Consider the following 26182-nt stretch of genomic DNA (forward strand, 5'->3'; position numbering starts at 1 on the left):
GATAGATTATGGGCATAGTCTCTATATAGGAGGAGATCTCTCTATTATCTTAAGCCCTAAAATCACTTTAGATTTAGGAGCAGAACAGAGATTCCAAACCAAACAAAAGATTAATGGGAATCAAACCTCTAATATTCGTTCCATCCCTACCTTTTCTGTTGGTTCTACTTATAGCCTAAATGCTACAACAGCCATTTCTGTTAATGCTAACTTTGGTGGAAGCTCTGCTGCTCCTGATGCAATATTTGGATTAACCTTATGGAAGAAATTTTAAAAATCACCACAAAAAACAATCATGCGACAAAGTTTAAGCATTAATATCTAATGCTCCCTCTAAAGTAGTATATCTCCTATCTACATTTTGTGCTATTTCTTGCACGATAGCAATAATATCATCTTCAAAGTTTGGATTATTAGCAAGATTATGGGATAGTGTTTGTTTATCTAATTTAGTAAGCTTTGCCATTGCTTCAAAAGCAGAGTCATTATCTTTTTGTTCTAAATTCTGTGTTGCATTCTCTAATGTATTAGAATTAAGACCACTCTCTTGTTTTTCTTTTTCTAATTGCTCCTTGATAATAGTGAGTGCTTCAACACCATTTTCTTGCTCCATAATCTTTTTAAGCACTTCTTGTAGGGGGGGGGCTGTGAGGTCGATAGAATCAGATTCCATAGTTTGTTTTAAATGTTTTTTAAGCTGCTCTTCTAGCATTTTTTTTAAGTCCTTCATTGTTTGTGTGAGAAAAGAGAAAAAACTAGCAATAGAAGGAGGGCTATATCCCCCCTTATTATCATCGCTATTATCGCTACCCATAATGTCCCTAAAATAACTAACAATATTAGCTGTTGAAGCTATATTACCAAAATAAATTTTTCCATCCATATCTCTATCGTCTTCTAAGGTTCTGTTTAATTCTTCTTCAATGGAGTTTAAAACAATCGAATTTGCTCCAGCTGCATCGTTTGAATTTGCAAAATCTGTTGCTTTAGCATAATTTTGATAGTTCGCAGCCAAGACATTATTTCCCACTTGTGATGCACCACTGCCAAAAAATGCTGTTGTGTTGTATTTCTCTTCAAGACTTAAGGTCCCATCATTATTTGAATCCGCCTTAACATAACCCCTTTTATAGGCAATATCATTAAACCAAGAGCTAACAAATTCCTCTGCTTTGCCTCTTAAGACTATATTACCATCGTTGTTTCTCTTGACAGCTTTATCCCCAAAGACTTCCCTTAATTTGTGCAAATTCTCATCACTTAAACCTACATTGACATACTCGCCCTTTAGACCTTCTCTAAAATAGACATTGTTTGCATAACTAGATTTTTCAGTATTTCTCACCTTAATATCACTAAGATTTTGAATATCCTCCACACCGACTATATTTGGTAAATCTGTCTTGTATGCGGAATATACGAGATTTTTAGCGATAGAATTTATATCATAATGTAAATTATTACTCAACATATTTCATCTTTTTCTAAAATATACAGGAAATCTTGGCGGCTTATAGGTTTGCATAAACGCATTAGACATATGGCTATTGCTTTGATTGTTTATGTTTGCATTATAGTTATTTGTAAGTGGCATTTGAATAAATGTATAAGAATACCAACTTGCACTAAAGGGTCTATACCCTCCTACAATTTCCTTTTTTTCATCAAGGGTTAGCACCTTAACTCCTGCAGAATTTTCATTCACTTTGCCTTTAGTAACAAGTGCTAATACATCAACCTCACTAGCATTAGTTACACCCATAAGCCCTAAAGCCAACACTGCAGTTAAAAACACCTTTTTCATTGAAAAACTCCTTTTTGATTTAATTTTGTATAGGATTTAATCTTAACAAATATTCTTTTAAAAACAAAATGTATTTTAGGATTTCTTCATAATTTTTTATTTTTGTTACAATTTGGAAAACAAAAAAGGAAGTTTATGCTAAGAGTTTTAGCTTTGTTAATGATGTTAGCTTTTCTTTTACAAGCTGAGTTTGTAGTGAAATCCTATCAAGAGATTAAAAACCAAAGAGTGGTAAGACAAAACTATGAAGAGAGCTGTGGAGCTGCCTCTCTTGCTACAATGATTAATCTTATTGACAACCAAAAGCTTAGTGAATTAGATGTATTAAAAGTAATGAGTGAAAAAGAACTTACTACTGATATGGTAAGTTTTTTAGATTTAGAAGAAGCTATTAAAAAACTAGATTTTAAAAGTGATTCTTTTCGTATTAATGAGCAAGTCTTAAATAAACTTATTAATATTCCCTTACTTGTTAAAATAGAAGATGACCCAAGATTTCCTCATTTTGTCATTATCATTAACCATAAAGGCGATTATTTACAAGTTCTTGATCCAAGCCATGGAGAATACATTAGCTCTAAAAGAGAATTTTATAGTATATGGGATAAAGAGAATAAAGGCGGATATGCTTTGGTAGTTCTTCCAAAGCAAGAGTTTAAAAGACTTGATTTTAATTTCCCTAATAAGCTTAATTTTGAAAAAAGGGTGTTTGGGAGGTTTTAGACTCATTAATCTACATAAGCAAGTATAAGTTAATGCTTAACAAGCAAGCTTCTACTAAGCAATCCTCTTGATACACCAAAGCTTTTTATTTACCAAGATATGCTACAATCTCGCCGACCCTTTCATCTAGTGGCCAAGGATAATGCCCTTTCACGGCAGTAACGGAAGTTCGAATCTTCCAAGGGTCGCCAATTTATAAGCAATCTGTTATCTCCTCATCTAAAAAGTAAATTTCTGAATATCCCTCCCGCACCAGCTCACTGCCTAACAAAGAAACCGTATGCCCAGAATAACAATTTAACAACACCTTTTTATGCTCTTGGAGTATCGCTTCTAATCCCTCTTTTGTTGTAATGTTTTTAGCACCTTTTAAATGACCTTTTTTAAAATCATCGGGCATTCTAATATCTATACACACCCACTCATCACTCTTTAAAATATCCTCTAAGTCTTCTTTAAAAATAGCCTTTGCCAAACTCTTATGTTTTCTACCATAATATTCCATAATCTTAACCTATCCTTATAAATATAAATTCTGATAATAGCTTAAAGCACTCTTGCCAAACTTCTTTGTTTTATGGAGTGTGAAATTCCCTATTTTCTGTGGAATTTCTAAACTTGAAATATGCTCTAAAATAACATTGCTAAAGATTTGATAATCCAAATCTTCAATCAAATCAAAGCATCGCTTATAAATCCCTTGCATATTTTCTCTAATATCAAAGGGGGGGTCTAAATACCCAATAGTCTCACTTTTAAGTGATTTTAAAGAATCTTTATAAGTTTTAAAAGTATCCCCAAAAATGGTTTTATAAGCACAATCTTGACAAATACTCCCTAAATTTTCCTCTAACACCTTATAAGATTCTTTATGGTTTTCAAAGAAAAATGCGTATTTAGCCCCTCTACTTAAAGCCTCTATACCAATACTCCCACTCCCTGCAAAAAACTCTATGAAATTTGTCCCTATAATGGTATTGCCTAAAGTGTTAAAAAAAGATTCTTTTAAAATATTCTTAGATGAGCGCGTAATCTCTAAAGGAGCCATTTTAAGCTTCCTGCCTTTAAAAGCTCCACCTATCACCCTTAAGCTATTATGCTTGAATGAGGTTTTAGGCATTTTTTCCCTTAAGGTATTCCATACTAAGGCTAACAATTTCTTGAGTATATCGCTCTAAAACCTCTTGTATTTTCTGTTGTAATTCAATATCACTTTCTTTAATGACTAATCTTTGTTCTTTAACATCATTGAATAAATAGTCGGCATTCTTAGTATTATCTAATGAGTTCTCTTGCTGCAAATCTTCTTGATGATTAATTCGCCAATAAAAAGATTCTAACTTTTCTAAGAGTATTTCCTTAGTAAAAGGCTTATTAAGATTAGTCTCCGAAAAATCCCCAATCAAAAATACTGGCTTATTTGCTTCCATAGGTTCGGTTGCTACAATAAAATCGCACATCTTATAGCTTGTCAAATAATCACGCAAATATATTTCTAAACTCTTAGTAAGCAATAAAGAATTACTAATTAATGCAATTTTCATAAGAAACTCCAAAAACTTTTAAACATTATACCTTGTTTCAATAGCCCCCACAACATAAGCAATAAAACTTTATTAAAATTGTCTTTTATAAATAGGTCAAATCCTATGCTTAAAATCCTTTTATCCTCTATCCCTAAGGCTCATTATAAAGATTTTAACTTTATTGACAAAGCCTCTTTGTGCTTAAACTTAGAATCAATGAAAAATAGATTTACACATATTAAAAGTATTCTATAGCACGCTTTTATTTTAATAATTCCTAGCTTCTATGCTTTGGGCGATAAATTGTTAATCTCCTTTAAAACTCCACCATTTCCCTTTGTCGCTGCGTGAAAGTTGCACATTTACTAAACCCAATCTCTTTAGCTAAATTTTCAAGAGCCTCCCTTTTAAATCCTATCTGCTCTATTGCGTGTGCATCACTACCGAAGGTAATAGGAATCTCTAATTCTAAACACATCTCTAAAATTTGCCTACTAGGGTATTGTTCTCCAACTTCTTTACGAAACCCTGCTGCATTAATCTCAACGACCATATTTGATTTTTTAATAGCCTTTAGGGCTGATTCTAAAGATTTTCTTAAATCTTTACTTGGATAAAATTTAAAAATCTTTAACAAATCCATATGCCCAACAATATCAAATAATCCACTCTTTGCCATCTCTTCAATGGCTGCATAATAATCTTCCCAAATTTTATTAATATCCCTTTTAGCATACTCTCCGATAAATTCTGGATTATCAAATCCCCAAGAGCCTAGAAAATGCACAGAACCTATACGATAATCTAAGGGTAAATCAAACAATCTATCCTCTAAGTATCGCGGAAGATAATCAATCTCTAAAGCACTTTTAATAAGAATCTTAGAATGATATTTTTCTTTTAACTCTTCAATCTTATCAAGATATAAAGATAATTCATCAAAACTCATACGATATTTTTCATCAAAACCCATAGGGTTATGACAAGAAAAACCAAAAATATCAATTTTCTCTTCAATAGCCTTTTGGATATACTCCTCCATACTCCCTGTTGCGTGATTACAAAAAGGTGTGTGATTATGTAAATCTACTTTCATCATTACTCCTACTTTAAGTAACCTATCCCTTTTTTTTATCCATTTCTTTTGCAATATGTAAGCTTAAAACATGTTTTTCAAAAACAGCTATATAAAACATCGCATCAAAGATTTTAATGTCTAAAACAAAACCTTCTACTTTTACTTCCCTTTTCTTTGTATCTTCTTGTAGAGTTTGAGCCTTAAAAATTACTTCATTTCCAACTTCAAGAGGAGCTAGAAACTTCACTTCTGCACCAATGACTATGGCATTAGGATTATTAACAGATAATAAAGCAGCATAAGCAGCACTTGAATAAAGATTTCCAGAGTGAATAAGCCCGCTTTTATCCAATGCCATTTTTCTGCTTGTTTCAAGAAAGACAATAGCACTACCTTGCTTTAGTTCTTTTATAGATCCATTATTAACATCTATTTCTTGACAAACCTTTTGAACAACAGTATCATAATCTAGCTTGTTTAAAAAATCTTCATCTTCCTTAGAAAATTCGTCTTCCATATCCTTAATCCCTTAAAATATGCTTAATGTTTAACATTATAGCATATTTTGTTTTACTCTACTTTTGTTACTTAATACGCTAACACCCCAAAAACTCTAAACCATACTCTATTTAGTAAAAACCTTAATTTTTAACCTTGTTATTTTTAAGCAATAATTAATGCCCATTTTCATAAAGCATGTATTGGAATCTATCAGCGATCATCCTTGCCCTATGCAAAATATTATTCGCCACATTATCCTCAAAAACCTGCCCTAAACTCTCCTCAAAAAGTCCCAACCAAGTGCTAAAAAGTTCTCTAGGAAAAGGTGGTAATTCTAAATGTGCTTTCATAGGTTGCCCAGAATAATCTCCACTGCCTAGCAACATTCCCTGCCAAAAATTTGCAATTTTAGCTTTATGCCCTCTCCACTCTTCCTCACCTTCTCCTATTTTATTATTGAAAATCTTCCCAAGCCCACTCTTATCTTTACGTATCTTGTCATAAAAAATATCCATTAACTTCATAATTCCTTCAACACAAATTTCTTGATATTTCATATTTTCTCCTTTACTAAAAATAAAATGCCATTTTTGCTAAAATCACAATCAACACACCAAGCACTAATGCAAGGGGTCATTAAATATATAATCAGAAAATGAGGATAAAAAACTTTCATAACAAGCCTCAGAAATTTTGAAAAATCATAGCATAAAGCTTTCAAAATAAAATTGATTTATGTTAATTTTTTTGATACTCTTAGAAAAATAGATAAGATTCAAATCATTAAGCAATGGAAGACTATATTAAGATACTTTACAATATTAGCTACAAACATTCTTATAATAAACAAGAAATTCTTTTTTATGAGGGGGAAACACCAAAAAAACTTTTTGTTTTGTTAGAAGGGATAGTTCGTCTTTATAAAAACACAGAAAATAATCAAGAAACAACTATTCACCAAATTTCTCATACAAGCTTCATTGCAGAAATGCCAACTTTTCTAAACATTCCCTATCCAGCAAGTGCAGTATGTGTAGAAAAATGTGAAGTGCTAGAAGTTAGCATTAATACCTTTAAAAAACTCTGCCAAGAAGATTCTAATTTTTGTCTCTCTTTTATAGCCTCGCTTTGCAATAAAATCAAAATCTTAGAAAACCATATTAGTCAAAACTCTAAAACTATCGAAGAAAAACTCAAAGACTTTTTTCTACAAAATCAAGAATTATTAATCACTCTTACACAAAAACAGATTGCCAAAAGCCTCAATATCAGCCCAGAATCACTATCAAGAGTTTTAAAAAACCTTAAAGAAAAAAATCTTATAAAAACACAAAGTGGAAAAATCATTTTTGTTGATACAAAATTTTATAAACAACCTACAATCTCAATGTAGAATCTTTTGCAATGCTTAATTTATTGGAATAAAATACTCAAAGCATCAAAAGCTTTCAAAAACTCCCTCTTAAAATGAATTATTACCGCAGGAATAATAACCACTAAAATACTAAAGGCAATACTAATCTTAACAGGAAACCCTATAGCTAAAAGGTTAAATTGTGGATGTGCTTTCATAATCATTCCAAAAATAATATCAGAGAGCAAAATAAGTGCGATAATAGGAAAAGACATTGTAAGTCCTATCAAAAATAGATGCGAAAAAGATTGAATAATGTATTGGATATAATTATGCGAATAAATAAAACTCCCTAAAGGAATTTCTTTAATGCTTTCACTTACAAAATACAAAAAAAGATGATGATAATCAAGCCCCAACATAATAAGCAATGCAAGTAATGTTAGGAGCTGCCCAACAATTGGTTTTTGAGCACCTGTTACAGGATCATAAGCATTTGCAATGGTTAATCCCATAGCAAAAGAAATAATCTCTCCACCAAAAGAAATCATACCAAAGACAATCTGTAACGCCATAGAAGCCAAGAATCCCAACATAATCTCGGATAATCCCGCCACAATAAATTCTACAATAGTCATATTAGCAGGAGGAATAATCCCAACTAATGGGATAAACAAGATGGTTAGCCAAAAGATGAAAACACCTTTAATAAAATTTGTAATTAGTTGATTTTCAAAAAAAGGAAAAAAGGCTATAATCCCCGCAAAACGCAAAAGTAATAATAAAAAATTAGCAACATTCCCCTCTGTAAGATAAGCTAAAAATTCCATTAATGTAAGGGTTTCAAGGTAGCATTCTCTAATTGATAAGAGCGGGTAGCCTTTTGTGCCAAAAGAGGGTCGTGGGTTACATAAATTAACAGAGTAGAAGTTTGATGAATATATTCAAAAAGCAGTCCCATAACTTTAAAAGCATTTTCTCTGTCTAAGTTCCCTGTGGGTTCATCCGCAAAGATAATATGAGGCTTTTTTGTTAAAATCCTGGCGATAGATAAACGTTGTTGCTGTCCTCCACTTAGGGCACTAACATTTTTAGGTAAATTTTCAAAAATCCCAAAAAACTCCAACAAGGAATCATCGATTCTTTCCTCTGAAAGCAAAGAAGCAACTTCTAAGTTTTCTCTTGCACTAAACCCCAAAAACAAATAATGCGATTGGAAGATAATCCCTATCTCTTTGCGTCTAAGAGCTAAAATCTCTGCATAGGGGATAGCGTAAATATCTTTGTTAAAAATATTCACACTTCCCTTTTGTGGCTTTAAAAATGAGGATAGAATATGTAAAAGCGTGCTTTTCCCACTCCCACTAACACCCATAATAGAAATGCTCTCTCCTCCATTTGCAGAAAAAGAAAGATTTTCTATAATCGGCTTCTCATAACTAAAAGAAATGCCTTTAACCTCTAATAAAGACATCGCTAATAACTATCCAAGCTGTGCGGCAACTTCATCAGCAAAACTACTTGTCTGCTTTTCAATCCCTTCACCAAGTTCAAAACGAATATATTCCACAACTTCAATACAATCATTACATTCTTGACTCTTTTGTTCTAAAACTTGAGCAATACTTTTCTTATCATCCATTACAAAAAACTGCCCTAGAAGCGTTAATCGCTGGTCTAAAAGTGTAGAATCTGCCTTAAATCTCTCTAATTGACCAGGCAAGATCTTATCCCAAATTTTCTCTGGCTTACCCTGGGCTTTAAGCTCCTCTTTAAAAATGGCTTCTTGTTTGCGTAAAATTTCATCGTTTAATTCCAATTGACTAATGTATTGGGGGATTTTATGCAAAGGTTTTCCCAATCTTTTAAGCTCTTCATTTTCTTTTTCTAATTCTGCGACAATCGCAACTTTCTCCCTTTCTACAAAGTCTTTATCAAAAGAATGATAACTAATTACTTGGGGTTTCATAGCTGCTGCGTGCATACAAAGATTCTTAGTAAAATCTGCTAGTTTAGCTGCATTTTCTTGCTTTTGGCATTTAAGGGCGATAATTACACCAACGCGTCCATTAGAATGCACATAGGCATTAACAACGCCACTACCCCCTGCTTGAACTTTTGCAATTCTCCTAACGACGATATTCTCACCAATCTTTGCAATTTGTGTTTTCAAATATTCTTCAAATTTGACCCCATCAAGACTTAGGGTGTTTAATTCCTCTGTATTTTGAATAGTGGAATCTTGCACCAACGCAATGGCTTTTGAACTCAACTCTTTAAAACCATCATTTTTTGCAACGAAATCTGTTTCTGAATTAATCTCTACCATACTAGCTTTCTTAAAATCTGATGAGACTTCAACACTAATCGCACCCTCTGCTGCTACTCTATCAGCTTTTTTAGCGGCTTTACTTAAGCCCTTTTCCCTCAAATATTCTACCGCTTTTTGTATATCGCCATTTGTCTCTACTAAAGCCTTTTTGCAATCCATCATTCCTGCATCAGTCATTTCTCGGAGCTGTTTTACAAGCTGTGCATTAATCTCTGCCATATTTTATCCTTACAAAATTATTCTTGGGTTTGCATAAAATCTTCTTCACGCATTGCTTCTTCTAAGACTTCTTGCTTTTCTTGCTCACTTGCAGCAGCAATCTCTTCATTCTCAATAGAGGCTTCACCTCCAGCAATAGCACGTCCTTCTGTAATAGCTTCTGTCATCTCTTTACAAAAAAGCTGGATAGAACGAATCGCATCATCGTTTCCAGGAATTGGATAATCCACTACATCAGGATCGCAATTAGTATCTAATGGTGCAACAATAGGTATCCCAAGCTTTCTAGCTTCAGCTACCGCTATTTTCTCTTTTGCCGCATCAATAACAAAAATCATATCCGGCACTTTCTTAAGATGCCTTACACCACCTAGATATTGTGTTAATTTATCTTTTTTTCTTTGAATCATTAATTTTTCTTTTTTGGTTAAAAGATCAATTTGACCGCTAGATTCCATTTCTTCGATGATTTCTAGCTTACGGATAGATTTTTTAATAGTAGAAAAGTTTGTTAGCATTCCCCCAAGCCAACGATAATTCACATAAGGAATATTAACACTTTGTGCGTATTGCTTCAAAGTTTCACTAGCTTGTTTTTTCGTCCCAACAAACATAATAACTTTTCCTTCGGCTGCTGCATCTCTGACAATATTATAAGTATAGCGGAAATATCGTAGAGTTTTTTGCAAATCTATAATATGAATATTTTTTCGCACACCAAAAATATATTTTTTCATTTTTGGATTCCAACGTCTTGTTTGATGCCCAAAATGAACACCACATTCTAAAAGGTCTTTCATTGTTACCATATTTTCTCCTTAATGTTTGGTTTTTCCTCCACGCTCTTAAACAGAATATAACCTGCAACCTAAACTAGGATTAGCGTGTGTGATATTTTCAAAAATAAAAAGGGTGTCATTCTATTAAAATTTTCTTTAATTCTAGCTTTTATTGAGGTTATCCTTGTATAGGCTTTTAAGTTTTAATATTTAGAAATGGATAAGCACAACTCTTATAAAAAGGTTATTAATTAAGATTTAGGATTGTTGCTTTATTTAAACCCTAAAACTTCTTCTTATTAACATCTTCTAATATCTCTAGCAATAGCATTAACATTTTGTGTAACACCCTCTAATTGATTAATAGCTTCATTAATTTGTGAAATACCCTCTGTTTGTTCTTTAATAGATTCACTCATATCATTAATACCTTGCACTAAGACATTAACATTAGCTTCAATCTCATTTAAAGACTTTCCTGTTCTCTCTGCTAATTTTCTAACTTCATCTGCAACAACTGCAAAGCCTCTTCCATGTTCTCCTGCTCTTGCTGCTTCAATAGCTGCATTTAATGCTAAGAGATTAGTTTGATCGGCAATATCTTTAATCACACTTACGATATTTTTAATATCTGATGAATACTATTTTTGACAAAATAAAACTAATAACACCTAAAAACAATAGTGAAGTGGTAAGCAAAATAATCGCACTTAAAGCAATCTTTATTTTTAAACTTTTTTTAAGCATTAGCCACTTCATCCAATTTAATGAAATCAAAAAATTTTTACATAAAATTCTAAATTTTTTAACTTTGCATTATACTAAAATATAAGCACCTATATTATCTAAAATTAAAACCATAGATTATCTAATAATCGAACCTCCTCTACTTTTGCAACGACTAAGATTAAAGTTGAATCTTTTTGGATAGTTAAAATAGACTCTAACTCTCTATTAACAATGGCAAAATATTCTACCTCTAACCCCTCTAACACCCTTAATGCCTCATTCTTTATTTTTAAACTCTCTCTCTCTCCTTGCATAATAACTTGCATAGCGACTTTTAAAGATTGAGAGATTTTTAGTGCTTTTCTCTTGCCCTCTAAGCTCAAATATACATTCCTTGAACTAAGCGCTAATCCTTCCTCGCTTCTAACTATCTCACAAGGGATAATTTCAATAGGAAAAAATAAATCCTCTACCATTTTTTGAACGATTAAAAGCTGTTGAGCATCCTTTTTACCAAAAAATGCTTTATGGGGCTGTATTAAATGAAATAATTTATTAATAATTTGTAAAACCCCATTAAAATGTCCGCTTCTTGCCTCCCCCTCTAATACACTTGCCATAGATAGGGGGGCATTAAAAGTAGTTTGCAAAGAGGATTTTAGAGGATACATTTCTTCTATTTCTGGCATAAAAACAATATCAACCTCTACACTTTGGCATATCTTTAAATCCGCCTCTATTTTGCGTGGGTATTTACTAAAATCCTCATTAACCCCAAACTGCGTAGGATTAACAAAAATAGAAACAATAGTTAAATCACAAGTTGTTTTAGAGGCTTTAATTAAGGATAAATGCCCCTTATGTAAAGCACCCATAGTAGGGACTAAACCTATTACTTCTTTAGGATTTTGTCTTTTATAGGTCTGAATAAAGATTTGCAACTCTTTAACACTCTTAATAACCTTCACACTTATCCCTCTAATTGCTTAAAATACATAGATGCAATTATGCGTTTATCAAACTTAAAAAAATAATAAATTCTCTAAAATATGTTAGAATCCAAACTCTAAATTAATTTTGGGAAATCTTATGGAAGAAAACAAATTCTTAAAAACACCCACACAAATTTCAGAAAACAATCTCTCAGAACTAATGGAAAACATTATCCTTAAAATCACAAAAGAAGATGGCAAAGCTTTAATTTATCATCTAAATAACCTTAATTTTGCCTTTGCTTTAGCAACTAATGAACGCAAAAGTTTTATCCTTGATAATAATCCGCTAACTAAAATTCAGATGCAATGCCAATTCTCCTACCCTAGTTCTACAGGATTAAAAAATCGATTAAAAGAAATCAAAACGAACTATTTTGAAATGCCTACTGATATGTCTAAATATTTCACTCCCAAAATCTATAATGAACTCCTTTCTTTTAAAGAATTTTTAAAACACTCCCCTAATGATTCTATTAATTTATGGATCAAATACCTTATCAATATTTTTTTAACGCCAACTAATACACAAATACCTCAAGATATGGAATTAAAAGAATTTATTCTCAATAAATACAAGCATATTTATCAAAATGTCAGCCCTGTAAAACTATTAATCTTAAACCCTTATATACCAAATTTTGTTAAAGATACTACAAACGCAGAATCTATCTTTTCACAAAAAACACACTTGATTTGCTACTCACCCCCATCTTTTGAAGGGGATAAATTTTGCAAACAAAACCTTTTAAGAATGTGGTTTTTTGATATTAAAGAGCAAGATATTTTAAATATTGGTCAAATCAACTTAGATCAGCAATTAAACCAAAATTTTATCTTTATTAACAAAATACTAGAAACAGGAGGCATACTCTACATAGAAACCCAAAATATCCAAAAAATGGAAAAGTTTTTCAAAATATCCTCATTTTATGGCTATAAAAATATTCAACATTACACAAATAGCAACGCTAAAAACATTTTATTATTGAGAAAATCCTTTTAAGAAAGAATTAAATATTTTACAATATAATTCTAGCTTTCTAAAAATTTGTTTAAATGGCTCGATAGCTCAGTCGGTAGAGCAGGAGACTGAAAATCTCCGTGTCGGTGGTTCGATTCCGCCTCGAGCCACCATTTAAAAGCATAAGCTAAAATAGAACCCTATAACGCTCCTTTCTTTCTTATCATCACGCAAAAGGACTTTTTTAAGCTATATTTTGATAGCATACAGGCTATTGCCCAATAATTCTAAAATATTCAAGGAAAAAATGGAAATTCTCTATGCACCAACTTTTCGAGAACAAAGAGATACGATACACGCCAATTGTCAATGTGGCTATGATATACAAATCCTAGAAACACTTTGCAATATCCAAAACAGCTTAAAAGCAACAAAAACCCATAAAATTCTCTACTTACCTCATCCAAAAACACCCAAAAACTATCACGCTATTATCTTAAATGCATTAAAATCCCCCCCGGGATAACCATATAAAACCATAAATTCCCTAGCACAAGCCAAAAACAGCACGCTTTTGGTTACAGATGCTGCCAACACTGCCTTATCTTTTAGCCTCTTTTACCAACAACCAAGCATTATCCATCTTCCAGCCTTTAGTAATATAGAACTAGGAGGAGATAAACTTTATTCACTATTTTCTTTTACCACATCTTTTAAAGAGCTACAAACAGAAATAACGCAAATTTTAGAAAATCCAACCCCCCCCCCAAAAAAAGAAAAAATTGCCAACTTTTTACAAGAGGATTTATTATGAATGCCAAAGAACAAATTAAAACCTTTATTAATATTACTACAAAAGATATTAAATCTCATCTTAGCACTACACAAAAAAACATCCTTTTTATTTCTTTTTATCCAACTTACCGCTCTCAATATGGGGATCTTATCCAGCAACTCTCTAAGCACTACAATGTAATTACTATTGTCGATAGAATCTTAAATGATGACTTTGAAAAAAGTGGGCATCATAATGTGCTTTTTCCTTGGAGAATTATAGAAAATAGCGAAGTTTTCTACCTTAACACACATATAGAGGGAATAGATATTATCATCACAGCTGATCAAATAGCCTACCAAGATGGAAAAATAGATAGAGAATTTCTAAGCAAAAGTGCAAAACGTATCTATCTCCCTCATAGACTAACCTATGCTTGTGGGGAGAGTTCAAGAAGTTTTGATTATATTATTGTTCCCTCTAAAAGTGCTATGAAAAGCTTTAAAAAAGCATTCAAAGATTCCAAAATTAAACTTCTACCTTGTGGCTATCCCCAGCTAGATAAAGCTATCAAAGAATACCAATACCAACCCGCCAACACAATAACTTATGGTCCTACATTAAGGGATATTGACCCTACTCGCAATGCCAACCAAAACCTTTATGCGGGATTTGATAGCAATATCATAGAATGGATAACCCAAAATACCTCCTATAATATCACTTACCGCGCCCACCCCTTTAACTCCTCTAGCAATCATTACTTTTATTAACTACTAAAAGCTAAATGGATGCAAAATCCACGAGTAATTTTTGATGAATTCCAAAATTATAACTATTTTAATACTTCAGATTTTCTGCTCACCGATTGGTCAAGCACTGCCTTTTTATTCTCCTACATAACGCTTCGTCCTTGTATTTTTTATATGCCTCACCCTTTAGATAGCACACAATATACCATTAAAAATAAAACCGCCAAAAACTTCGCACAACTCCAAGCAATCCTTGAAAATATAGATTTTAAACAAGAAAAAAATTTTTATAAACATTTAAGAGAAAGCAATATCTATCATCTTAAAAATCTAGTGAAGCTATTTTAGAATCTCTTGAAGATATTTTAAAAGGAAAATTATGAGAGCCATCATTCTAGCTGCAGGGGAGGGAAAGAGACTCCAACCCTTAACCCTCAACAAACCAAAACCTCTCCTAGAAATTCGTGGGCAAAGCATTTTAGAAAACTATGATTAACTATCTCAAAAAATCAGGTATAGAGGATATTATAGTAGTAACTGGATACAAATATCAGCTTTTTTATAAGCTCCAAAAAAAAATTAAATTTTCAACAAATTATCTTTAAGTATTATCAAGGGGCTAATAGTGCAGAGACCTTAAAATTTGTCGCTAAATACATCACAAAGGGAACTTTTATTTTAAATGGCGATTTATAATCACACAGCCCTTTATGCATTATATCAAAAAGGGGTATTCCCAAATTTTAGCACAGAAGATTCTACACACAACTCCATCTTGGGGTTATATCACCGATGAAAACCAAAAACTCCTCGATATTGATACCAATGCCATAGAAGGTTATGGTGATGGTATTACCTTTTTTGATAATGCTAAAGAAATAGAGTTATTAAAAAATGCTCTTTTAAAATGCCACAAAGAATATTATTGGGAAAAGTGCATTTTACACTCCCTTGCAAATATTGATTTTTATATCTTTTTGCAAATCCTATTATATAGAAATTGATTCTTTAAAAGATGCCCTAAAAGCCAATCTTATTACCCCTCAAGAAATAGCCCTACAATGTTCTGATGATGAAAAGTCAGAAAAGCTCTTTAGTATAACTAATACCAATTACAAAATCAATTTTCTTAAAGAATGCAAAGTTTTAAGAATCCCCTCCCAAGGGAGAGAAAAGATTATTAACACCAATGAAGAAGAAAAAATCCTTGCACTCTTACCTAAAAATATCACCCCAAAGAGTGAATTTTTTGCCAATGAATTTAAAATGACAACTTTTTTAGAGGGTTATAAACCCCTCTCTTTTGAAGATTTAAAAGATGATAAAATACTCCTTTTACTAATACAAACCCTTAAAAAACTTCATATTTATAAACACAAAGACTATCCAAATTTTCAAAAAATCCCTATGGTTGATGAAATCTACAAATACGAAAAAATAGCTAATATCAAGCTTACTACCCCCATAGAACACAAACTCCTCTTAGAGATAGCAAAAAGCTTAGATAAAGGAGTTTATTCTATGCCACAGAGATTTACAACTCCCCAATATCTTATACAATGGAAAAACCCTTAAACTTATAGATTTTGAATATGCTGGTTTTAGCTCTATTTTATGGGAATTAGGAAATCTTAGTGCAGAATTAGAACTCTCTAAAGAGCAAATTCATAAAATCGCTTCAATGTATGGGAATATATCATATAAGGATATTCTAAAAGGACAATTAATGGCTAATTATATCTGGTCACTTTGGAGCTGGTTTTATCACAAGATTGATTTAGGCAGGAGCTATCTCTTAAGATTTCATAAGAATTTACAAGAACTTTCTCATTTATGAAATATCACTTATTAGGGCATTTCTTAGCATTCCTAAGTGTCTTTTTATGGTCAGCCCTTTATGTATCTGTGAAAATCTTATTAGAATCTTTTGGTGCCTTAGAGCTTTTATTTTTACAATTTATTGTAGGGTATATATTTTTAATCCTCTTAAAGCCCAAATTCCTAAAAACAACCCTAAAACAAGAACTATCTTTAGCACTTGCAGGACTTTGTGGGATTAGTATTTATAACCTTTTTTTAAATTTAGCAATGCTGCACTCCTCAGCTTTAATGTCAGTGTTATCATCACTTTAACACCCCTTTTTGTTGCCCTCCTAACAAATCTTTTAAAAATTGAAAAACCCCAAAATATTTTTTACTAGGCTTTCTTTTAAGCCTGTGTGGAATTATGCTTTTAAACCTTAAAGATTTTAAATTAAACTTTGGCATAGGGGATATTTTTTCTCTGCTATCTACATTAGGATGGGCTTGTTATTGTATTATCATTACAAATATTTTTAAACCCCAACAAGAATCTCTAATCCTTACTAGAAAAATGGTATTTTATGGGATTATATTCATAACACCTACTCTGTTTTTTGAAAACATCTCTTTTAATCTTGCTCCCCTTTTAGAGCCTAAAATATTTTTAAATCTACTTTTTGTAGCATTTTTTGCTTCTGCTTTTTGCTTCATTCTTTGGAACAAAGCTATTATACTTATTGGGAGCATTAGGACAAATATCTATGTTTATTTAACACCTGTTATTACTCTATTTGCTTCTGTTATATTCTTAGATGAATCTATACAATCTCTTGCAATAGCAGGAATGATTCTAGTCTTAAGCGGGGTTTTTGTCGCTACAAGACAATAAAAAAATTACTCCACTTAAAAACTCTAAAATTTAAGCCATAAAAGGATAGAATAACAAAAAAAGTAAGGGTTGTATGATGAAACTTAGACTTCCACACGCACCTTATATTGCAAATAAAATAGCAATAGATTTAGCAAATTGTGATTTTGTGAATGTTTTATATGGATTGGATGGAGTTTGTAAAATTGCTCAAAACTTCTTAGAAAAAAATATTCAAGAAGAATTAAAGATTGAAGAACAAGCGAGGGATATTGTTGAAGAAAACATTGAAGAAATAGAGTTTATGCAAGCAGATGAACACCAATTATTTTGGAAAGTTAAAAAACATTTAGCCGAACAAATAGGATTTGAATTAGCTTGGGAAGATAGGTATAATAGCCTCTCACATAAGATTCTTAATGCCCTTTTGCAAGAGGATTTAATTGATTTTTCTGTATCAGAAACAAGGGTAAAAAACATTATTTTCAAGGCTATTGATAGCTACGCAAAAGCTTATGATGAAATTGAAGATATTATCACAGAAAAAATTAATCATTATAAAAGAAAAATTGTCTTTGGTAGTGAAGAATATGATTTAATTTTTGATAAGCTCTACCAAGAAGAGCTAAGAAAAAGAGGGTTTTTATAATGTCAGACTTCAAGAAAGCTTGGGTTTATTTAGAAAATGGAATGTTTTTTGAAGCTAGAAGCTTTGGAGCGAACAAAACCGCTATTGGAGAGATTGTTTTTAACACTTCCCTAACAGGCTATCAAGAAATACTAACCGATCCTAGCTATGCTGGACAATTTATCTGTTTTAGTATGCCTGAAATTGGGATTGTAGGGACAAATCCTCAAGATATAGAAAGCTCTAGCATATTTGCCAAAGGCATTCTTGTCCGACATTATAATGAAAAATATTCTAATTTTCGCTCAAATAAAAGCCTACAAGAATTCTTAATCTCCCACGACACTATGGGGATTTTTGGGCTTGATACACGACTTTTAACCAAAACTTTACGCACACAAGGGGCTATGATGATGATAGCTTCCACAGAATACTCCACCAAAGAAAAGCTTAAAGAACTCCTAAGCCAATCTCCAAGAATCGAAGAAATTGATTATGTTAAAGTAGTTAGCACCAAAGAAACTTACTCCCACAAAGAAGGAAGATTTAGCTTTAAAACTATGGACTATACCCTACCTCAAACAAAGAAAAAGATTCTAGCTATTGACTTTGGTATTAAAAAAAGCATATTAAGGGAATTAGTCAATGCCGGTTTTAGTGTCGAGGTTATACCTCACAACTTTAACGCACAAGCCATTATTACAGCTTATCAAGCAAAAGCATTTGATGGGATTTTTTTATCTAATGGTCCAGGCGACCCCAAAGTTTTAAAAACGCAAATCATAGAATTGCAAAAACTTATCTCCCATAATATCCCCATCTTTGCGATTTGCTTAGGGCATCAGCTCCTAGCTTTAGCACAAGGCTATGAAACCTATAAACTCAAATTTGGGCATCACGGAGGCAATCATCCTATCCAAAATCTCCACACCAAAAAGATAGAAATAACCGCACAAAACCATATTTATTCTGTCCCAGAAGATATTGCAAAAATAGCAACTATCACACATAGGAATCTCTTTGATGGAACGATTGAAGGGCTGCTTTATAAAAATACTCCTATCTGCTCTTTCCAACACCATCCAGAAGCAGGTCCAGGTCCCTTAGAATCTTCTGCACTCTTTAATGAGTTTTCAAAACTCCTCCAAAAAACTAAATAAGAGTCAATGCAGCAAATTCTCAATCTTTTGACTTCTCTCAACAATCAAGCCAATTATCGCACACTTACCCCACAACAACATAAGAATCTAGAAATTTCCTACAACCAAAAATGGCTTTTAAATCTTGCGAGCAATGATTACTTAAATCTTGCGAGCAATGAAAATCTTAAGGAATCATTTTTAGATTCAGAAATTTTTAGAAAAAACTGCTTTTTTAGTGCCTCCTCTTCACGAAGCTTGAGTGGAAACTTTGAAATTTATGCTATTTTTGAAGAGTTCTTAGAAAGCCTTTTTGACAAGAAAGCCCTTTTATTTAATAGTGGGTATCACGCTAATATAGGAATTATTTCCAGTCTTAATCATTTAAAGAATGTTTTATTCTTAGTCGATAAGTCTATCCACGCTAGCCATATTGATGGTTTAAAGTCCTTTAAAAAACTAAATTTTAAACGATTTTTACATAATGATATGCAATCTCTAACGAATCTCTTAGAAAAATATCATAATCACTATGAAGCAATTTTCATCCTTAGCGAGGGCATTTTTAGCATAGAGGGGGATTTTGCAAAACTCCAGAATCTAATTGGTTTAAAACATCGTTTTAAGAATGTTTATTTATACCTTGATGAAGCTCATAGTATAGGAAGTTTTGGGGATAATGGATTAGGATTAGCCCACAGCCTTGACTACTTAAAAGATATTGATTTTTTAATCCTTACTTTTGGGAAAGCTATTGGGAGTGTAGGAGCTTGTGTATTATGCAATCAAACCTTTAAAGAATATTTTATTAATACCGCTAGAAGCTTAATTTACTCTACAGCCCTACCGCCTCTTAATGTAGCGATGAGTTATTTCATATTTTCTAGGCTTCATAGTTTTAAAAAGCAACGCAAAGCACTCAAAACTTTAAGTCTAAATTTCAAATCCTCTTTAGAAAGCCTAGAACTCTTTGAAGTCTTAGGGGATTATAATATTTTAAGCATTGTTTTAAAAGAAAACCAAAAAACTATTTTCTTTCAACAAAAGCTCCAAGAATGCGGATTCTTCCTCCCAGCAATCAAACCTCCTACTACTGCAAAAAATAGAGCCTGTTTGCGTATTTCACTTTGTGCAAATATCCCACAAGAAAGACTAGAAATACTTATAAAAAGTCTGCTTAAAATTAATAATGAATATTTATCAAGATATAAAAAATAATAATAAAATATATTTAATATTTGGAGGTTTTGGCTCACAGCCTCATCATTTTACGCCTTTTTTTCCCGATAATCTTATTATTATCTATCATTACCAACATCTAAATTTCACTCCTTTAGAAAACCTCTTAACATCGCTAACATCAGAACAGACAGAGGTAGAGATTTATGCTTTTTCAATGGGAGTTTGGGTAGCAAATTTATTTTTGCAAAACTATAACCCACTAATCTTCACCAAAAAGACCGCTATAAATGGCACAGAATTTGGTATTGATAATACCTATGGGATTCCCCTCAAGGCTTTTAAGCTCACACAAAAAATATTTAATTTAGAGCATTTTAAAACTAATCTTTTGGGACAACACTCCTACAAAGCACAACACTTAAGCTTTCTTGATGAAGAATCCCTTAAAAAAGAATTAGGATTCTTTATTTCTAATCACAAAGCCTTTCAACAAGGTTCTACTTGGGATAAAGTGATTATTTCTAAAGCAGATTTGATTTTCTCCACAAGTGCTCAAAAATCCTTTTGGATAGACTTCAAAGGCTACCAAAAGCAAATTTTATGGCTAGATTCTCCACATTTTGTGTTTTTTGATTGGAAGTTTTTATGAAAGAAAGACTCCTAAAAACCTTTAAAAATTCTCACAAAACCTACGCTCAAAATGCCTTTATCCAACAAAAAATGCAAGATACACTCCTTGAAAAGCTCAAATATTACACTAATATTTCCTATTTTCCAGAGATTTTAGAACTTGGTTGTGGCATAGGATTATTTTCGCACAAAATTACCCAGCATTTTAGTTTCAAGCATTTTATAGCCTTAGACATTGTAGATTTTAGTGAATATTTTAACCAAACTCTTTTAGAGTTTCATTTGGTAGATATAGAAGATTTTACAAAGATAAAAAATTTTTATCAAGATACTAAAAATGATTTAATAATCTCTAATGCGACTTTACAATGGATTAATCAAGAATCTTTTTTGCAACAACTCCCGAGCATAGCTAATAAAAATTGTTATCTACTCATCGGGGTTTTTGGGGAAAAAAATTTTTTAGAATTTCAAGAGCTTTTTGGTATAGGCTTAAATTATCTTAATCCTCAAAAATACCAAAAAATCCTAGAAAAAGATTGGAATATCTTAGAAATAAGCCAATCCTTAGAAACTTTGACTTTCAAGAATCCTCTTGATGTTTTTAGGCATATAAAAAACACAGGAACAAATGCCCTTAATTCTATTCAAATCACCAAACAATGCCTAAGAGATTATACGCTTAAATTTGACAATAAACTTACCTATGCTCCGCTCTACATTTTAGCACAAAAAAAGTAGATTCTTATTAAAACAATGCTAATATTTTAAATCTAGCAAGGTTTAATGAAGGCTTAAGTAATGTTTGAAACCCCCACAAAAAATCCTATAGCAATAAAAAGCATTTTCTTACAATCAAAAAATGATTTTTTTAGTGCTTATATTTTACGATTAATCTTTTTACCCCTTGTTTTGGTATTAGTGTTTTGGGGCATTATTTTTTATTTTTTTATTGGGGATACTTTTAGCTCTCTTTACTCCCTTATACGCCCAGATTTATCTATTTCTAGTAATTGGTTCTCTTGGATTCAAAACCTTTTAGATTCTCTACTTAAGATAACACTTTTTTTGTTTTTAAGTATTATGTTTTTAGCTTTAACCTTACTTAGCAATCTTATCCTATGCTCCTTTTTAACCCCCTTTATTATAGGCTTTATCCACAATAAGCACTATCCAACTAAAACTATTAATAGCAACTCTTCACTCTTACAAACCTCTTTAACATTACTAAAAATATATTTCCTCTATCTCTTAATGCTATGCCTGCTTATCCCTTTGTATTTTGTTCCTTTTATAGGCTCTTTAGTGATTTTAATCCCTAATTATTGGCTTTTCTCAAAAACATTAGTCTTAGATGCAGGGGAGAGCATTTTGGATAAAAATACTCTTAAAGAGATTCAAAAAACCCATAAACAAGAAATTAGGAGTATTGTTATTCCGCTTTTTACTTTAAGCCTACTACCTTTGTTAAACTTCTTTACACCTTTTTTTGCACTTATTGCACTAGCACATTTATTATTTATACTTAAATCATAAGGAAATTTTATGCAAATACAAATCCAAAGAGCTGTTTTATCCTCTATCCTTTTTGACCCTGCTCAATTAGATGATATTCAAGCACAATTAATCCCTGAAGATTTTTCTTACAAACCCCATCAAGATATTTTTGGTGCAATGTTAGAGTTAAAAAGGCTTGATCTACCCATTGATGAAGAATTTATTTTAAAAAAATCCACCCCCTCCCACCCTATCCCTCAAGAGGAAATCCTTAATATACTAAGCACAAGCCCTATTGGGGATATTCAAGCTTATGTTGATGAAATTAAAGATTCCGCTACTAAACGCAAATTACACACTCTAGCGATGAAGATTAATGAAGCTAGCAACCAAACTGATAATGCAGCAAAAGAAATTATTGACTACCTCCAAAGTGAGCTTTATAAAATTACCAACATACAAGATAATAAGAGCTTTAGGGATTCTAAAGAAATTACAACCTCAACTTTAAAATATATCGAAGAAATGAAGCAAAAAGGCAATTCTATTCTTATTGGCATTGACACAGGTTTTCATTCCTTAAATGAGAAAACAACTGGTTTTGGCAAAGGGGATTTAATCATCGTAGCCGCACGTCCCTCTATGGGAAAAACCACGCTTGTCTTAAATATGGCACAAAAAGCCTTAGATACAGGGAGAGGTGTGGCATTTTTTAGTCTTGAAATGCCTGCTGAACAACTAATGTTAAGAATGCTATCGGCTAAAACCTCTATTGCTTTGCAACACCTAAGGGTTGGAAATTTACAAGATGAAGAGTGGGAACAATTAAGTAATGCTAGTGAAATTATGGCAAATGCTCCTTTATTTATTGATGATAGCAGCCTCCTAACCATTCACCAATTAAGGAGTAAGCTTAGAAAACTCAAATCCCAACATCCCGAAATTGGACTAGCCATTATTGATTATTTACAGCTTATGAGTAGTGCAAACAATAAAGATAGGCACCAAGAAGTGAGTGAGATAAGTAGAGGGTTAAAAATGATAGCAAGGGAATTAGAAATTCCTATTATTGCCCTCTCACAACTTAATCGTGGGCTTGAATCTAGAAGTGATAGACGCCCTATGCTCTCTGATTTAAGGGAATCTGGATCCATAGAGCAAGATGCAGATATTATTCTCTTTGTCTATCGTGATGCAGTTTATAAACAAAAAGATGAGAAAGAAAAAGAAGAAGCTGCCAAAAAAGAAGGGAGAGAATATAAAACCGCCTTTATCCCCAAAAATGAAGAGGAAGCAGAGATTATAATAGGTAAGCAAAGGAATGGTCCAACAGGCACTATTAAGCTTGTTTTTCATAAGCATTGCACCCGCTTTGTAGATATTGCCAATAATGCTTTAGAAATTATCTATGAAGATACTGCAAACACTACACAAACAGAGTTTATACCACCTAATACACATATTGAAATGCCAACAAATATTTAAGGTAATGCTTTAGCAACTGCAACATTATTTCACGACTTACAAAAAGTAAAAGGATTCTTATCTAAAAATTATTTTAAACTATGCAATTCTTTGTTATACTCCAATAAATTATATTACGAAAAGGAAATACTATGAATATTACTTACACTCTAACTGATGAATCCCCAGCATTAGCTACTTATTCTTTTCTACCCATTGCAAAAGCTTTTCTAAAAACAGCGGGTATTACCATTACCACCTCTGATATTTCACTCTCTGCAAGAGTTATCGCACAATTTAAAGAAAATCTACAACCAAACCAACACATAGAAGACGAATTAGCCCTATTAGGGGAGTTAGTGAATAAACCTGATGCAAATCTTATCAAAACTCCTAACATTTCAGCTTCTATCCCTCAACTTAAAGCGACTATTAAAGAGCTACAAGCTAAGGGCTATGCTATCCCAAACTTCCCCGATGAACCCAAAAACGCAGAAGAAAAGGCTATTAAAGAAAAATACCAAAAAGTCTTAGGCTCTGCCGTCAATCCCGTGCTGCGTCAAGGAAATTCGGATAGGAGATGCACAAAAGCTGTGAAAGAATATGCGAAAAAAAATCCCTACAAAGTAACCCCTTTTAGCAAAGATTCTAAAACAAGGGTTTCTTATATGCAAGATGGCGACTTTTTTTCTAATGAAAAAGCCATCCTAATCCCTAATCCCACAACTGCTAAAATAGAATTTATCGGTAGCAATGGTGTAGAACTTCTAAAAGAAAATATCAAATTAGAATCTAATGAAATTTTAGACGCTACTTTCATAAGCGCAAGAGCTTTGGAGGAATTTTATGCTGAACAAATCGCTATTTCTAAGAAAGAAGGCTTACTTCTATCTCTGCATTTAAAAGCTACGATGATGAAAGTAAGCGATCCTGTGATTTTTGGTTATGCGGTGAAAGTCTATTTCAAAGAACTCTTTGAAAACTTCAAAGACGAATTTGAAAAGTTAGGGATTAACCCAAACAATGGAATATCAGAACTCTTAAGCAAAGCAGAATCCTCTCCCTTAAAAGATAAAATTCTACAAAAATACCAAGAGATTCTTAGCAAAAGTGCTTCACTTTCTATGGTAAATTCTAATAAGGGCATTACCAATTTACATATTCCTAGTGATGTTATCGTTGATGCTTCAATGCCTGCGATGTTAAAAAATGGAGCGAAACTTTGGAATAAAGAGGGCAAAGAACAAGACACTAATGCACTCATACCCGATAAAACCTATGCAACCATTTATGAAGCGGTATTAGAGGATTTACACCAAAATGGCACCTTAAACCCTAGAACACTAGGTAGTGTTTCCAATGTGGGCTTAATGGCTAAAAAAGCACAAGAATATGGCTCTCATGATAAAACCTTTATCGCAAAAGAATCGGGCATTTTTAGAATCTCCGATGAAAAAGGCAATACCTTATTAGAACATAAAGTCGAAAAAGGGGATATTTATAGGGCTAATCAAGCTAAATATGAAGCAGTGCTAAATTGGATTGATTTAGGGATACAAAGGGCTGATATTACAGGCAATAAAGCAATATTTTGGTTAGATTCTAAACGTCCTAGCAATAAAATTATGAGTGATTTAGTGCAATCTCGTCTCAAAGAAAAGGGCAAAAATATTGATATTTTAGCCCCTAAAGAAGCTTGTTTAAAATCCTTAGAGCTTATTAGAGCGGGTAAAGATTGTATTTCTATTACAGGAAATGTTTTACGCGATTATTTAACCGATTTATTCCCTATTTTAGAGCTTGGGACAAGTGCAAAGATGCTCTCAATCGTGCCTATGCTAAAGGGTGGAGCTATGTTTGAAACAGGAGCTGGAGGAAGTGCGCCCAAACAAGTTGAACAGCTAGTAGAGGAAAACCATTTGCGTTGGGATAGTCTAGGAGAGTTTTTAGCACTTCAAGCAAGTTTAGAGTTTTACGCACAAAAGAATAATAATAACCAAGCAAAGGTATTAGCACAATCTCTTGATTGTGCCATTGGTGAATGGCTTAATAATAACAAAGCCCCTTCAAGAAAAGCTAGGGAGGATGATAACCGCACAAGCCATTTCTACCTTGCAATGTATTTTGCCAAAGCCCTCTCACTCCAAAATGAAGATTCTACACTCAAAACACATTTTACAAATATTGCTCAAGAATTTAAGGAAAATGAAGAAAAAATCCATCAAGAATACCTCAAAACACAGGGTGTTAAAGTAGATTTAGGCGGATATTATAAGTTTGATGATGAAAAATGCCATAAGATTATGTGTCCTAGTGCCACCTTTAATGCCATTATCGATAAAATCTCAAGGGGATAACCCTCTCCTTACCCTATACCCCCATTATAAGGGTTTTTAAGAGCATATTTTCTCTCTTATCTCAATGTATCTTTTTTGCATTATGA

The 26182-nt window shown here is 32.4% G+C and carries 33 protein-coding genes, 2 tRNA genes and 3 pseudogenes; 24 read left to right on the forward strand and 14 right to left on the reverse strand.

Features of this window, described 5'->3' with window-relative positions; translation table 11 throughout:
- A pseudogene (locus LS72_RS02455) lies at nt 1-274 on the forward strand (hypothetical protein); the annotation flags it as partial.
- A 33-nt stretch (nt 275-307) separates the two neighbouring features.
- On the opposite strand, the gene LS72_RS02460 reads toward LS72_RS02455, so the two are convergent.
- Nucleotides 308-1471: a hypothetical protein gene (locus LS72_RS02460; protein ID WP_034555302.1), complete on the reverse strand. Its 1164-nt coding sequence runs from the start codon at nt 1469-1471 to the stop codon at nt 308-310.
- Between the two features lie 3 nt (nt 1472-1474).
- A complete protein-coding gene (locus LS72_RS02465; RefSeq protein WP_052087384.1) occupies nt 1475-1804 on the reverse strand; it encodes a hypothetical protein in 330 nt (109 codons plus the stop codon).
- 135 nt (nt 1805-1939) lie between these two features.
- Between LS72_RS02465 and LS72_RS02470 the strand changes: the two genes are divergently transcribed.
- Both LS72_RS02470 and LS72_RS02475 read left to right on the forward strand, forming a co-directional pair.
- Complete coding sequence (locus LS72_RS02470; protein ID WP_138154961.1) at nt 1940-2527, forward strand: C39 family peptidase; 588 nt, start codon at nt 1940-1942, stop codon at nt 2525-2527.
- A 115-nt stretch (nt 2528-2642) separates the two neighbouring features.
- Nucleotides 2643-2718 (forward strand) — tRNA-Glu (locus LS72_RS02475).
- Between the two features lie 2 nt (nt 2719-2720).
- Here the strand turns inward: LS72_RS02475 and LS72_RS02480 are convergent.
- The 6 genes from LS72_RS02480 to LS72_RS02505 all read right to left on the reverse strand — a co-directional run bounded on the left by LS72_RS02480 (nt 2721) and on the right by LS72_RS02505 (nt 6189).
- On the reverse strand, nt 2721-3032 hold the full coding sequence (locus LS72_RS02480) for a rhodanese-like domain-containing protein (RefSeq protein WP_034554564.1): 312 nt from the start codon (nt 3030-3032) through the stop codon (nt 2721-2723).
- Nucleotides 3033-3047: 15 nt separating this feature from the next.
- A complete protein-coding gene (gene rsmD, locus LS72_RS02485) occupies nt 3048-3647 on the reverse strand; it encodes a 16S rRNA (guanine(966)-N(2))-methyltransferase RsmD (protein ID WP_034554565.1) in 600 nt (199 codons plus the stop codon).
- Nucleotides 3640-4071, reverse strand: coding sequence for a hypothetical protein (locus LS72_RS02490; RefSeq protein ID WP_034554566.1), 432 nt, complete (start codon nt 4069-4071; stop codon nt 3640-3642). Before LS72_RS02490 ends, rsmD begins: the two co-directional genes overlap by 8 nt.
- A 298-nt stretch (nt 4072-4369) precedes the next feature.
- Nucleotides 4370-5149 carry a histidinol-phosphatase HisJ gene (locus tag LS72_RS02495; protein ID WP_034554567.1) on the reverse strand — a complete coding sequence of 260 codons (780 nt, stop codon included), beginning with the start codon at nt 5147-5149 and terminating at the stop codon, nt 4370-4372.
- Between the two features lie 22 nt (nt 5150-5171).
- The gene (locus LS72_RS02500; protein ID WP_034554568.1) at nt 5172-5648 is read right to left on the reverse strand and encodes a hypothetical protein; all 477 of its coding nucleotides are present in this window, start codon (nt 5646-5648) and stop codon (nt 5172-5174) included.
- A 157-nt stretch (nt 5649-5805) separates the two neighbouring features.
- Complete coding sequence (locus tag LS72_RS02505; RefSeq protein ID WP_034554569.1) at nt 5806-6189, reverse strand: group III truncated hemoglobin; 384 nt, start codon at nt 6187-6189, stop codon at nt 5806-5808.
- A 233-nt stretch (nt 6190-6422) separates the two neighbouring features.
- Here LS72_RS02505 and LS72_RS02510 point away from each other — a divergent pair, with 233 nt between their 5' ends.
- Nucleotides 6423-7025, forward strand: a complete 603-nt coding sequence (locus LS72_RS02510) for a Crp/Fnr family transcriptional regulator (protein WP_034554571.1) — start codon at nt 6423-6425, stop codon at nt 7023-7025.
- A 20-nt stretch (nt 7026-7045) separates the two neighbouring features.
- On the opposite strand, the gene fliR is transcribed toward LS72_RS02510, so the two are convergent.
- From fliR to panC, 6 genes and pseudogenes are all read right to left on the reverse strand, one after another.
- The gene (gene fliR, locus LS72_RS02515) at nt 7046-7816 is read right to left on the reverse strand and encodes a flagellar biosynthetic protein FliR (RefSeq protein WP_034554572.1); all 771 of its coding nucleotides are present in this window, start codon (nt 7814-7816) and stop codon (nt 7046-7048) included.
- On the reverse strand, nt 7816-8460 hold the full coding sequence (locus tag LS72_RS02520) for an ATP-binding cassette domain-containing protein (RefSeq protein ID WP_034554573.1): 645 nt from the start codon (nt 8458-8460) through the stop codon (nt 7816-7818). Before LS72_RS02520 ends, fliR begins: the two co-directional genes overlap by 1 nt.
- Nucleotides 8461-8469: 9 nt before the next feature.
- Complete coding sequence (tsf, locus tag LS72_RS02525; RefSeq protein ID WP_034554575.1) at nt 8470-9537, reverse strand: translation elongation factor Ts; 1068 nt, start codon at nt 9535-9537, stop codon at nt 8470-8472.
- A gap of 17 nt (nt 9538-9554) precedes the next feature.
- A complete protein-coding gene (gene rpsB / locus LS72_RS02530; protein WP_034554576.1) occupies nt 9555-10346 on the reverse strand; it encodes a 30S ribosomal protein S2 in 792 nt (263 codons plus the stop codon).
- A 308-nt stretch (nt 10347-10654) separates the two neighbouring features.
- Nucleotides 10655-10930, reverse strand: a pseudogene (locus tag LS72_RS02535) (methyl-accepting chemotaxis protein); the annotation flags it as partial.
- Nucleotides 10931-11167: 237 nt separating this feature from the next.
- Nucleotides 11168-12013 carry a pantoate--beta-alanine ligase gene (panC, locus tag LS72_RS02540; RefSeq protein WP_034554013.1) on the reverse strand — a complete coding sequence of 282 codons (846 nt, stop codon included), beginning with the start codon at nt 12011-12013 and terminating at the stop codon, nt 11168-11170.
- Nucleotides 12014-12134: 121 nt separating this feature from the next.
- Between panC and LS72_RS02545 the strand changes: the two genes are divergently transcribed.
- The 20 genes and pseudogenes from LS72_RS02545 (at nt 12135) to LS72_RS02625 (ending at nt 26096) form a co-directional block, all read left to right on the forward strand.
- Nucleotides 12135-13043 carry a hypothetical protein gene (locus tag LS72_RS02545; RefSeq protein ID WP_034554014.1) on the forward strand — a complete coding sequence of 303 codons (909 nt, stop codon included), beginning with the start codon at nt 12135-12137 and terminating at the stop codon, nt 13041-13043.
- A gap of 55 nt (nt 13044-13098) precedes the next feature.
- Nucleotides 13099-13174, forward strand: a tRNA-Phe gene (locus LS72_RS02550).
- Nucleotides 13175-13308: 134 nt separating this feature from the next.
- The gene (locus LS72_RS02555; protein WP_034554015.1) at nt 13309-13527 is read left to right on the forward strand and encodes a hypothetical protein; all 219 of its coding nucleotides are present in this window, start codon (nt 13309-13311) and stop codon (nt 13525-13527) included.
- A 48-nt stretch (nt 13528-13575) separates the two neighbouring features.
- Nucleotides 13576-13815: a hypothetical protein gene (locus LS72_RS02560; protein WP_034554025.1), complete on the forward strand. Its 240-nt coding sequence runs from the start codon at nt 13576-13578 to the stop codon at nt 13813-13815.
- A complete protein-coding gene (locus tag LS72_RS02565; RefSeq protein ID WP_238700673.1) occupies nt 13812-14549 on the forward strand; it encodes a CDP-glycerol glycerophosphotransferase family protein in 738 nt (245 codons plus the stop codon). Before LS72_RS02560 ends, LS72_RS02565 begins: the two co-directional genes overlap by 4 nt.
- Before the next feature lie 18 nt (nt 14550-14567).
- Nucleotides 14568-14876, forward strand: coding sequence for a hypothetical protein (locus LS72_RS11315; RefSeq protein WP_238700674.1), 309 nt, complete (start codon nt 14568-14570; stop codon nt 14874-14876).
- A gap of 31 nt (nt 14877-14907) precedes the next feature.
- Nucleotides 14908-15024 (forward strand): sugar phosphate nucleotidyltransferase, encoded by a 117-nt coding sequence (locus LS72_RS11320; RefSeq protein ID WP_238700675.1) that lies wholly within the window; start codon nt 14908-14910, stop codon nt 15022-15024.
- Nucleotides 15025-15238: 214 nt separating this feature from the next.
- Nucleotides 15239-15532, forward strand: a complete 294-nt coding sequence (locus LS72_RS11325; protein WP_052087295.1) for a hypothetical protein — start codon at nt 15239-15241, stop codon at nt 15530-15532.
- Complete coding sequence (locus LS72_RS11330) at nt 15489-16103, forward strand: protein kinase family protein (protein WP_052087296.1); 615 nt, start codon at nt 15489-15491, stop codon at nt 16101-16103. Before LS72_RS11325 ends, LS72_RS11330 begins: the two co-directional genes overlap by 44 nt.
- Nucleotides 16078-16146: pseudogene (locus tag LS72_RS11515) on the forward strand (hypothetical protein); the annotation flags it as partial. The gene LS72_RS11330 and the pseudogene LS72_RS11515, both read left to right, overlap by 26 nt.
- 215 nt (nt 16147-16361) lie before the next feature.
- Nucleotides 16362-16661 (forward strand): EamA family transporter, encoded by a 300-nt coding sequence (locus LS72_RS02580; RefSeq protein ID WP_052087298.1) that lies wholly within the window; start codon nt 16362-16364, stop codon nt 16659-16661.
- A gap of 94 nt (nt 16662-16755) precedes the next feature.
- A complete protein-coding gene (locus tag LS72_RS02585) occupies nt 16756-17220 on the forward strand; it encodes a DMT family transporter (RefSeq protein WP_052087299.1) in 465 nt (154 codons plus the stop codon).
- A 76-nt stretch (nt 17221-17296) separates the two neighbouring features.
- A complete protein-coding gene (locus tag LS72_RS02590) occupies nt 17297-17848 on the forward strand; it encodes a DUF507 family protein (protein ID WP_034554028.1) in 552 nt (183 codons plus the stop codon).
- On the forward strand, nt 17848-18987 hold the full coding sequence (gene carA / locus LS72_RS02595) for a glutamine-hydrolyzing carbamoyl-phosphate synthase small subunit (protein WP_034554030.1): 1140 nt from the start codon (nt 17848-17850) through the stop codon (nt 18985-18987). The genes LS72_RS02590 and carA overlap by 1 nt, the downstream gene beginning before the upstream one ends.
- A 6-nt stretch (nt 18988-18993) precedes the next feature.
- Nucleotides 18994-20184: an aminotransferase class I/II-fold pyridoxal phosphate-dependent enzyme gene (locus tag LS72_RS02600; RefSeq protein WP_034554032.1), complete on the forward strand. Its 1191-nt coding sequence runs from the start codon at nt 18994-18996 to the stop codon at nt 20182-20184.
- A complete protein-coding gene (locus LS72_RS02605) occupies nt 20156-20797 on the forward strand; it encodes a pimeloyl-ACP methyl esterase BioG family protein (RefSeq protein WP_034554035.1) in 642 nt (213 codons plus the stop codon). The genes LS72_RS02600 and LS72_RS02605 overlap by 29 nt, the downstream gene beginning before the upstream one ends.
- Entirely contained in the window at nt 20794-21519 is a 726-nt protein-coding gene (locus LS72_RS02610; RefSeq protein WP_034554037.1) for a methyltransferase domain-containing protein, read from the forward strand. Before LS72_RS02605 ends, LS72_RS02610 begins: the two co-directional genes overlap by 4 nt.
- A 60-nt stretch (nt 21520-21579) precedes the next feature.
- Nucleotides 21580-22314 carry an EI24 domain-containing protein gene (locus LS72_RS02615; RefSeq protein ID WP_034554039.1) on the forward strand — a complete coding sequence of 245 codons (735 nt, stop codon included), beginning with the start codon at nt 21580-21582 and terminating at the stop codon, nt 22312-22314.
- Nucleotides 22315-22323: 9 nt separating this feature from the next.
- Complete coding sequence (locus tag LS72_RS02620) at nt 22324-23760, forward strand: replicative DNA helicase (protein WP_034554041.1); 1437 nt, start codon at nt 22324-22326, stop codon at nt 23758-23760.
- Nucleotides 23761-23891: 131 nt separating this feature from the next.
- Nucleotides 23892-26096: an NADP-dependent isocitrate dehydrogenase gene (locus LS72_RS02625; protein ID WP_138154964.1), complete on the forward strand. Its 2205-nt coding sequence runs from the start codon at nt 23892-23894 to the stop codon at nt 26094-26096.
- The last annotated feature ends 86 nt before the right edge of the window (nt 26097-26182 follow it).

Source organism: Helicobacter apodemus, from assembly GCF_000765745.2.
Taxonomy (GTDB): Bacteria; Campylobacterota; Campylobacteria; order Campylobacterales; family Helicobacteraceae; genus Helicobacter_D; species Helicobacter_D apodemus.